At 69.6% G+C, this 6,919-nt stretch carries 8 protein-coding genes; 4 read left to right on the forward strand and 4 right to left on the reverse strand.

Features of this window, described 5'->3' with window-relative positions; all coding sequences use genetic code 11:
- The first annotated feature begins 2 nt into the window (after positions 1 to 2).
- Genes VIU94_RS37380 through VIU94_RS37395 form a run of 4 tightly spaced genes read left to right on the forward strand, consistent with a single transcriptional unit; the run spans position 3 to position 3,622 of the window.
- Complete coding sequence (locus tag VIU94_RS37380) at positions 3 to 917, forward strand: carbohydrate ABC transporter permease (protein ID WP_331918805.1); 915 nt, start codon at positions 3 to 5, stop codon at positions 915 to 917.
- Entirely contained in the window at positions 914 to 1,774 is an 861-nt protein-coding gene (locus tag VIU94_RS37385; protein WP_331918807.1) for a carbohydrate ABC transporter permease, read from the forward strand. The genes VIU94_RS37380 and VIU94_RS37385 overlap by 4 nt, the downstream gene beginning before the upstream one ends.
- A gap of 17 nt (positions 1,775 to 1,791) precedes the next feature.
- Entirely contained in the window at positions 1,792 to 2,868 is a 1,077-nt protein-coding gene (locus VIU94_RS37390) for a hydroxyacid dehydrogenase (RefSeq protein ID WP_414721075.1), read from the forward strand.
- Positions 2,869 to 2,923: 55 nt separating this feature from the next.
- On the forward strand, positions 2,924 to 3,622 hold the full coding sequence (locus tag VIU94_RS37395) for an ester cyclase (RefSeq protein WP_331918809.1): 699 nt from the start codon (positions 2,924 to 2,926) through the stop codon (positions 3,620 to 3,622).
- Between the two features lie 72 nt (positions 3,623 to 3,694).
- Here the strand turns inward: VIU94_RS37395 and groL are convergent, their stop codons facing one another.
- The 4 genes from groL to VIU94_RS37415 all read right to left on the reverse strand — a co-directional run.
- Positions 3,695 to 5,323 (reverse strand): chaperonin GroEL, encoded by a 1,629-nt coding sequence (gene groL / locus VIU94_RS37400; RefSeq protein ID WP_331918811.1) that lies wholly within the window; start codon positions 5,321 to 5,323, stop codon positions 3,695 to 3,697.
- Between the two features lie 109 nt (positions 5,324 to 5,432).
- Positions 5,433 to 5,741 (reverse strand): co-chaperone GroES, encoded by a 309-nt coding sequence (gene groES / locus VIU94_RS37405; RefSeq protein ID WP_017239619.1) that lies wholly within the window; start codon positions 5,739 to 5,741, stop codon positions 5,433 to 5,435.
- Between the two features lie 157 nt (positions 5,742 to 5,898).
- Positions 5,899 to 6,111 carry a hypothetical protein gene (locus tag VIU94_RS37410; protein ID WP_331918813.1) on the reverse strand — a complete coding sequence of 71 codons (213 nt, stop codon included), beginning with the start codon at positions 6,109 to 6,111 and terminating at the stop codon, positions 5,899 to 5,901.
- A partial coding sequence (locus VIU94_RS37415; protein WP_331918815.1) for a polysaccharide deacetylase family protein occupies positions 6,108 to 6,919 on the reverse strand: 812 nt, incomplete at its 5' end. The genes VIU94_RS37415 and VIU94_RS37410, both read right to left, overlap by 4 nt.

Consider the following 6,919-nt stretch of genomic DNA (forward strand, 5'->3'; position numbering starts at 1 on the left):
CGGTGAAGGCCCGCACCCGCGCCGCAGCCTGCCTGCTGACCCCCTTCTTCGTCCTGTTCATCGCGGTGACGGCGATCCCGATCGGCTACGCGGTCTGGCTCAGCCTCTTCACCGAGAAGCAGTCCGGACTGGGCTTCGGCGGCACCGAGTCCGTCTTCAGCGGACTCGACAACTACACCGCGGCGCTGGGTGACCGGGCCTTCCGCGAGGGCTTCGGCGTGCTGCTCGGATACTGCCTGCTCTACATTCCGCTGCTGCTCGCCGGGGCCCTCGGCCTCGCCCTGCTGCTCGACTCCGCGCTCGCCCGCGCCCGCCGCTTCTTCCAGCTCGCGCTCTTCCTGCCGCACGCCGTCCCCGGCATCATCGCCGCGCTGATCTGGGTGTACCTGTACACCCCGCAACTCAGCCCGGTCGTACAGGCGATGGAGGCCGGCGGGATCGGCTTCGACTTCTTCTCCCCCGAGGGCGCCCTCCCCTCCGTGGTCAACATCGCGCTGTGGGAGTGGCTCGGCTACAACATGGTCATCTTCTACGCGGCGCTCCAGGCCATCGACCGCCCCGTCCTGGAGGCGGCCACGGTCGACGGGGCCGGGGCCTGGCGGATCGCCTTCGGCATCAAGATCCCGCTGATCCGCGCCTCCCTCGTCATGGTCGGGCTGTTCACCGTCATCGGCTCGCTGCAGCTGTTCACCGAACCGCTGATCCTCAACAAGGGCACCGGCTCCGCCGTCACCTCTGCCTGGACGCCCAACATGTACGCGTACACCGCGGCCTTCGACCGCAACGACTACGGGCTGGCCGCCGCCGCGTCCGTGCTCCTCGCCCTCACCGCCGCGCTGCTCTCCTTCGGCGTCACCCGCCTGACCGGAAGCCGGAAGGCCCGCCGCAAGGGCAGCCGGAAGGAGCGCACCGCATGAGCCGCCGCGGCAACCGCACCCCCAACCCCTGGCTGTCCAAGACCGCCGTCAACGGCGCCCTCCTCCTCGCCGTCGGCTACATGCTCTTCCCCCTGGCCTGGCTGGTCACCGCCGCCACCAAGGACGCGGGCGGCCTGCTCGCCGGCGACGCCTTCTCCTTCGAGGGCTTCGACCTCGCCGGGAACCTGTCCCGCCTCGCCGAACAGGGCGACGGCGTCTACTTCCGCTGGTACCTCAACAGCCTGCTGTACGCGGGCGCCGGCGCCGTCGGCTGCGCGCTGATCAGCGTCGCCGCCGGCTACGCCTTCCACGCCTACGACTTCCGGGGCAAGGAGAAGCTGTTCGGCGTCGTGCTGCTCGGGGTGCTCGTGCCCAGCACCGCGCTCGCCCTGCCGATGTACCTGCTCGCCAGCGAGGTCGGCGTCGTCAACACCCCCTGGGCCGTACTGATCCCTGTCCTCGTCAACCCGTTCGGCGTGTACCTCGCCCGCGTGTTCTGCGCCGGCTACATCCCCGACGAGGCTCTGGAGGCCGCACGGATCGACGGGGCCGGCGAGCTGCGCACCTTCTGGTCGATCGGTCTGCGCATGGTCATGCCGGGGTTCGTGACGATCTTCCTCTTCCAGTTCACCGCCATCTGGAACAACTTCTTCCTCCCCCTGGTGATGCTCTCGGACCAGAAGCTCTTCCCGCTGAGCCTCGGCCTGTACGCGTGGAACAGCAACGCCCACGCCGAACCCGACTTCTACCCCCTCGTCGTCACCGGATCCCTGCTCGCCGTCGTCCCCCTCGTCGTCGCCTTCGTCGCCCTGCAGCGCCACTGGAAGGCCGGCCTCACCGCCGGCAGCGTCAAGTGAGGAGCTTCCGTCCCACGATGCACCACACCACTGACAACCCACCGGCCGACAACCGACCGGCCGATGACAACCCACCGGCCGACACTCGACCGACCCTCCTGCTCGCCATGGCCCCCGGCGTCGCCGAACGCCTGCTCACCGACGACCGGCGTGCCCGCCTCTCCGCCCTCGCCCGCACCGACCCGCACCTCGTCGCCCACGACCTGGCCGCCCCCGGCCCGCAGGTCGCCGCCGCGCTCGCCGAGGCCGAGATCCTGCTCACCTGCTGGGGGGCGACCCCGCTCACCACCGAGGTCCTGGATCGCGCACCTCGCCTGAAGGCCGTCGTGCACGCGGCCGGCTCCGTCAAGCACCATGTCACCGAGGCCTGTTGGCAGCGCGGGCTCGCCGTCACCTCGGCGGCCGCGGCCAACGCCCTGCCCGTCGCCGAGTACACGCTCGCCGCGATCCTGCTCGCCGGGAAGCGGGCGCTGCACGCGGCACAGCGGTACGCGCAGGTCCGTGCCCCGCACGACTGGCTGGCCGAGTCCGCGGACTGGGGCAACCACCGCCGTACGGTCGGCCTGGTCGGCGCCTCCCGGATCGGCCGCCGGGTGATCGAGCTGCTGCGCCCCTTCGACTTCGAGGTCCTGCTGTACGACCCGTACGTCGCCCCCGACGAGGCGGCGGCCCTCGGCGTCGAACCCACCGACCTCGACGCCCTGTGCGCCCGCAGCTCGATCGTCTCCGTCCACGCGCCCCAACTGCCCGCCACCCAGCGGATGATCGGCCCGCGCCAGCTCGCGCTGATGCCGGACGGCGGCACGCTGATCAACACCGCACGCGGCTCCCTGGTCGACGAGGAGGCCCTGCTCCGCCACCTGACCTCCGGCCGCCTGCACGCGGTCCTCGACGTCACCGACCCCGAGGTCCCGGCGCCCGGCTCCCCGCTGTACGAGCTCCCCAACGTGCTGCTCACCCCGCACGTGGCCGGCTCCCTGGGCAACGAGCTGCATCGGATGGCGGACCAGGCGCTGGACGAGGTGGCCCGGTACGGGCGCGGCGAGCCCTTCGCGGAGGCGGTGCGGCCCGCGGACCTGACCAGGTCGGCGTAAACAGCCCTAATCGGCCTAAAATAGAACAGTTCCCACCGGTTCGGGAGGCGCCGCCATGACTTTCGTACAGATAATCGACTGCAAGACCAGCCGGGTCGACGACCTGAACCGGCTCATGGACCAGTGGGTCGAACAGACCAAGGGGAAGCGCACCGCCACCCACAGCATGGTCGGCAAGGACCGCTCGGACGCCTCTCACGTCGTGGAGATCGTCGAGTTCCCCTCGTACGACGTGGCCATGCGGAACTCGCAGCTCCCCGAGACCGACCGGATCTTCCGCGAGATGGTCGCGCTCTGTGACGAGATGCCCACCTTCACGGACCTGGACGTGGTCCGGGACGAGGCGCTGTACAAGGCCAACGCCCGCCGGCTCTTCGAGATGCTCGGGAGCGACGAGGACACGGCGCTGCTCGACGAGGTCCTGGCCGAGGGGTACCACGACCACGACCCGACCAACCCGCAGGACGTCGTCGGGATGGACGCCGTCCGGCGCGAGGTGGAGATGTGGCGCGGCGGCTTCGACTTCACGTTCGCCCTCGACGACCAGATCGCCGAGGGCGACCGGGTGTGCACCCGCTGGACCTGGAACGGCACGCACACCGGCGACTTCATGGGCATCCAGCCCACCGGCATGCAGGTCAGCATGACCGGCACGACCGTCCACCGCTGCCGCGACGACGGCAAGCTGGTGGAGGGCTGGTGGCAGTACGACCTGCTCGGCCTGATGGGCCAGCTCGGCGCGGTGGAGGCGTAGTACGTACGCGCAGAGGCCCCCGTTCCCCTGAAGGGAACGGAGGCCTCTGCGTTCAGCTACTGGCTACGGCACTCAGTGGGAGTGGCCGTGACCGTGGCCGTGGCCCGCGTCCGCCGGCTCCTCTTCCTTCTTCTCGACGACCAGGGTCTCGGTCGTGAGAAGCAGGGAGGCGATCGAGGCGGCGTTCTCCAGCGCGGAGCGCGTGACCTTCACCGGGTCGATGACGCCGGCCTTGACCAGGTCGCCGTACTCGCCGGTCGCGGCGTTGAAGCCGTTGCCCTTCTCCAGCTCCGCCACCTTCGAGGTGATGACGTAGCCCTCGAGGCCGGCGTTCTCGGCGATCCAGCGCAGCGGCTCGACGGCGGCGCGGCGGACGACCGCGACACCCGTGGCCTCGTCGCCGGACAGGCCGAGGTTGCCCTCGAGGACCTTGACGGCGTGGACCAGAGCGGAACCGCCACCGGAGACGATGCCCTCCTCGACCGCGGCGCGGGTCGCGGAGATGGCGTCCTCCAGACGGTGCTTCTTCTCCTTGAGCTCCACCTCGGTGGCGGCGCCGACCTGGATCACGCACACGCCGCCGGCCAGCTTCGCGAGGCGCTCCTGGAGCTTCTCGCGGTCCCAGTCGGAGTCCGTGGACTCGATCTCGGCCTTGATCTGGTTGACGCGGCCCTGGACGTCGGAGCTGTCGCCGCCGCCGTCGACGATGGTCGTGTCGTCCTTGGTCACGGTCACGCGGCGGGCGGAGCCCAGCACGTCCAGACCGGCCTGGTCGAGCTTGAGGCCGACCTCCTCGGCGATGACGGTGGCACCGGTGAGGGTGGCCATGTCGCCGAGCATCGCCTTGCGGCGGTCGCCGAAGCCGGGGGCCTTGACGGCCACCGCGTTGAAGGTGCCGCGGATCTTGTTCACGACCAGGGTCGACAGGGCCTCGCCCTCGACGTCCTCGGCGATGATCAGGAGCGGCTTGGAGCCACCGGCCTGGATGATCTTCTCGAGCAGCGGGAGCATGTCCTGGATCGAGGAGATCTTGCCCTGGTGGATCAGGATGTACGGGTCGTCGAGGACGGCCTCCATACGCTCCTGGTCGGTCACCATGTACGGGGACAGGTAGCCCTTGTCGAAGGCCATGCCCTCGGTGAAGTCCAGCTCCAGACCGAAGGTGTTGGACTCCTCGACGGTGATGACACCGTCCTTGCCGACCTTGTCCATCGCCTCGGCGATGAGCTCGCCGACCTGCTGGTCCTGCGCGGAGAGCGCGGCGACGGCGGCGATGTCGGACTTGTCCTCGATCGGACGGGCGGTCGCGAGCAGCTCGTCGGAGACGGCCTTGACCGCGGCGTCGATGCCCTTCTTCAGGGCGGCCGGGGAGGCGCCGGCGGCGACGTTGCGCAGACCCTCGCGGACCAGGGCCTGGGCGAGCACGGTGGCGGTGGTGGTGCCGTCACCCGCGATGTCGTTGGTCTTGGTCGCCACCTCCTTCACCAGCTGCGCGCCGAGGTTCTCGTACGGGTCGTCGAGCTCGACCTCGCGGGCGATCGTGACACCGTCGTTGGTGATGGTGGGGGCGCCGAACTTCTTGTCGATGACGACGTTGCGGCCCTTGGGGCCGATCGTCACCTTGACCGTGTCGGCAAGCTTGTTGACGCCGCGCTCAAGGGCGCGACGGGCGTCCTCGTCGAACTTCAGGATCTTCGCCATGGCAGCGATTCAGCCCTCTCGAATGTGGTGACTCGTGTGAAACGAACCGCGCCCCTGGACGCCCGGTGCGGGGTCAGGGGCGCAGCTCAAAGCATCTGGCTTCGGTGAATTACTTCTCGACGATCGCGAGCACGTCGCGAGCCGAGAGGACGAGGTACTCCTCGCCGTTGTACTTCACCTCGGTGCCGCCGTACTTGCTGTACAGCACGATGTCGCCGGTCTTGACGTCGAGCGGCAGGCGCTCGCCGTTCTCGAAGCGGCCCGGGCCCACGGCCAGGACGACGCCCTCCTGGGGCTTCTCCTTGGCCGTGTCCGGGATGACCAGGCCAGAGGCGGTGGTCTGCTCGGCGTCGAGCGGCTGGACCACGATGCGGTCCTCGAGCGGCTTGATGGCAACCTTGGAGCTGGTGGTCGTCACGATCCGACCTCCCCCTTCGGAGATCTCACGGGGTTAACTGTCTGAGGTGGCGACCAGGTGGATCCGTCGTCGCGGGTGCCGGACCTGCCCGTCGCTGTGTTGGCACTCTCACGTGGGGAGTGCCAGAGCCGAGACTATGACTGCGATTAGCACTCGGTCAAGCGGAGTGCCAATTCACGACAGCGCGGCGTGCCGTGGGAGCTCCTGCCGAGAGCGGCGCAACCTTGCGTACCGCCTTTCTGCCCAGCCGTTCGATCGGGTCCACCGCGTCCCCGGAGGCGGCGCACCCCGGCGCGACGGACAGCGCGCCGACGGCCAGCAGTCCGGCGAGCAGCCAGCGGGGCGCCGGGGCCGAGCGCGCCGGGCTCATACGTAGTCCTCCAGCTTCGCGACCGCGTAGCCCTTCTCCGTGATCGTCTTCATCACCCGCCGGATCATGTCCGGCATCGTGCCCTTCCAGTCGCGCTTGCCGCGGAAATGCGTGAGCACGATGTCGCCGGGGTGCAGATCGCGGTCCCACTCGCGCCACTCCATCCGGTCCGGGAACGCCTCGGCGGCCCACAGGGGCACAGCCTTGACGCCGCAGGACTGGGCGGCGCGCAGGGTGTCCTCGTTGTAGTTGCCGTACGGCGGGCGGAAGAGCGGCGGCCGCTTTCCGTACCGCTTCTCGATGTTGGCCTGCTGGTCGCAGATCTCGTGCTTCTGCTTGGCGTAGGAGAGGCCGGGCATGTAGCGGTGGTTCATGGTGTGGTTGTGCAGCGCGACCCCGGAGTCCTGCATCTTCTTGAAGTAGGGGTAGTCCGACTTGACGAGGTAGTCGCTCAGGAAGGCGCTGTACGGGATCTGCAGCTCGGACATCATGCGCAGCAACTCGGGGTCCTTCTCCGCGCCGTCGTCGATCGTCAGGAAGACGACCTTCTGCTTGGTCGGCACGGTGGTGAAGACCGGCGGCAGCCCCTCCCCGTCGGTCTCGAAGCCCTTACGGGTGGTGATCTTCGGCTTGACGGCGGGCGGCGGCGGCGCGGGCAGCGGGGTCTGCGCCAGGCCCCACTTCTTCGCCGCGGCGACGCGGGCGGCCTGGCTCTTGCGGACCCTCTCGACGTACGCGGCGATGGCGCCGGCCGCGCCCTGTTCACCGGCCCGCGCCCCGGCGGCGGCGGGCGGCTTGCCATGGGCCG

The sequence above is a fragment of the Streptomyces sp. genome (assembly GCF_036566765.1).
Taxonomy (GTDB): Bacteria; Actinomycetota; Actinomycetes; order Streptomycetales; family Streptomycetaceae; genus Streptomyces.

Bases quoted from the DNA above. Each gene is read 5' to 3' on its own strand.
- VIU94_RS37385 (WP_331918807.1), top strand. From the start codon at position 914: ATGAGCCGCCGCGGCAACCGCACCCCCAACCCCTGGCTGTCCAAGACC.
- VIU94_RS37390 (WP_414721075.1), top strand. From the start codon at position 1,792: ATGCACCACACCACTGACAACCCACCGGCCGACAACCGACCGGCCGAT.
- VIU94_RS37395 (WP_331918809.1), top strand. From the start codon at position 2,924: ATGACTTTCGTACAGATAATCGACTGCAAGACCAGCCGGGTCGACGAC.
- groL (WP_331918811.1), bottom strand. From the start codon at position 5,323: ATGGCGAAGATCCTGAAGTTCGACGAGGACGCCCGTCGCGCCCTTGAG.
- VIU94_RS37410 (WP_331918813.1), bottom strand. From the start codon at position 6,111: ATGAGCCCGGCGCGCTCGGCCCCGGCGCCCCGCTGGCTGCTCGCCGGA.